General features: G+C 41.5%; 2 protein-coding genes. Both read right to left on the reverse strand.

What is annotated here, in order from left to right:
• Positions 1-312: 312 nt before the first annotated feature.
• Positions 313-1,068 carry a class I SAM-dependent methyltransferase gene (locus AC1VNJ_RS26785; protein ID WP_482641632.1) on the reverse strand — a complete coding sequence of 252 codons (756 nt, stop codon included), beginning with the start codon at positions 1,066-1,068 and terminating at the stop codon, positions 313-315.
• Between the two features lie 148 nt (positions 1,069-1,216).
• On the reverse strand, positions 1,217-2,328 hold a 1,112-nt coding region (locus tag AC1VNJ_RS26790; RefSeq protein WP_482641633.1), incomplete at its 5' end, for a BclA C-terminal domain-containing protein.

Consider the following 2,328-nt stretch of genomic DNA (forward strand, 5'->3'; position numbering starts at 1 on the left):
CCCTCCTATAATAAAGGTCTGCTCTTAGTTCATTTTCTTATTTATTTGCGCTAAGTGACGACGAATAGAACATTTTTCTACAAGGTATGTAAATATAAAAATTATTACTACGAAAGTATTTTGCTATTTACTTAACATTGTAGAGTTTCGATATATTTTCATCTTCATAACTTATATATTTAGTCCAACGTTTTCTTTGGTTAATATAATCTTCAAACGCAGCGTTTCTAACTACAATTTAACCGCAACATTTAACTGCGATTTGTTTTGCAATGAACTGTATGTCAAAGGGAAATGCCACCGATTGGAGAATTACACTTTGCCCAAATAGCTTCTTGTATTATTTGGAATAACTACTTTTCCATTTTTGCTGTATTTCTCAAATAAATTTGATAATGCAGCAATGAAGAGATTATACTCCTTGTCAATCCTTTTTGGGGAATAGGAAGCAGATAGGTACCTGCCCAAAAATCCATTAAAATCAAATTCCAAGTCATTGCTAAAGTTCTTAAAATCATATTTTCCATCTTTAAAAAATTGCTGATATACAACTGGAGTTTCTTCTATCCCACCACTAAAACCTTTAAAATTTGGGCAATACTTTCGGCAGACTTCAGCACTTTCCTTGTTTATATCGCTTGACCCATCCCGGCTGTTCCATACAAGGGCCACTTTCGCATCCTGTTTCAAAATCCGTTGACATTCTAACTTGAACTTCTCTTTGTCGAACCAATGAAATGCCTGTGCTGCCGTAACTAAATCTAAACTATTATCCTTTATAGTTGTGTTTTCAGCCGTTGCCTTAATCGAAATAAAACGGGAATCCAGCTTCAACGATTGTTCTGCTAAACTTCTCATATCATCATTTGGTTCCACAGCGATTACAGGAAACCTCTTTTCAATCAGCTGCCTGCTTAATATCCCAGTCCCCGAGCCAATATCTGCAATAATACTATCCTGATGTAACCCAGCTTCAGTGATTAGATATTCAATATATTCACGAGGGTAACTAGGACGGTATTTTGCATATACCTCAGCTTTGTCTGTGAATTTATCCGTTGATTTCATAAAATCACCTTCTCCATAATTTAAATATATTTAATTGTATATTCTATCCACTTTTGTACTAATGATTAATTGCTTCTTTAACTTAGAGTTATTACGGCTCAAGTTAAGAACTATTCATGTTAATTATTAAGCTAAGAATAGTTTCTCTTTAACCTGATAAACGAATAATTGTTAATGCAGCTCCAGAAGATCCTCCACCCGTCAAAACCACTGTAGCAACTAAACCAAACAATTGAAGGGTAATCGTATTACCTGCAGCTAAAGAAACGATAACATCATTATTGTAGCTTGATATAGCAAGAGCTGGAGTTATTATGGATCCAGGGATTGGAGTTGTATCATTTAGAATGAGCCTAGATCCAGCAAGTACAGTAGCTGTAGGATTAATTTGATATGTGATGTAATAACGTCCAGTAGCTGGAACTGTAAATGTTGTATTAGTACCATTGACAGTAAAACCATCGAGATCTTGATTACTAGGAAGAGGAATACTTGTCCCGCCTAATAAAACTGCAATTGTACTGCCGATTGTGTTGCCTGCAAACATAGAATTAGTTGTAAAACTTATTCCCGTAGCTCCAGTAAGTCCCGTAGCTCCAGTAAGTCCCGTAGCTCCAGTGAATCCTGTAGCCCCAGTAAGTCCCGTAGCTCCAGTGAGTCCTGTAGCTCCAGTGAGTCCCGTAGCTCCAGTGAGTCCCGTAGCTCCAGTAAGTCCCGTAGCCCCAGTAAGTCCCGTAGCTCCAGTGAGTCCTGTAGCTCCAGTAAGTCCTGTAGCTCCAGTAAGTCCCGTAGCTCCAGTGAGTCCTGTGGTTCCAGTAAGTCCCGTAGCTCCAGTAAGTCCCGTAGCTCCAGTGAGTCCTGTGGCTCCAGTAAGTCCCGTAGCTCCAGTGAACCCTGTAGCTCCAGTAAGTCCTGTAGCCCCAGTAAGTCCCGTAGCTCCAGTAAGTCCTGTAGCTCCAATAAGTCCCGTAGCTCCAGTAAGTCCTGTAGCTCCAGTGAGTCCTGTGGCTCCAGTAGCACCTGTGACCCCAGCAATTCCAGCGTTCCCCGTAGGGCCTGTGGCCCCTGTGAGTCCAGGATCTCCCGTAGCCCCAGTAAGTCCCGTAGCTCCAGTAAGTCCTGTAGCTCCAGTGAGTCCTGTAGCTCCAGTGAGTCCTGTGGCTCCAGTAGCACCTGTGACCCCAGCAATTCCAGGGTTCCCCGTAGAGCCTGTGGCCCCTGTGAGTCCAGGATCTCCCGTAGCCCCAGTAAGTCCTGTAG

The organism is Priestia sp. 3CA3, from assembly GCF_056836725.1.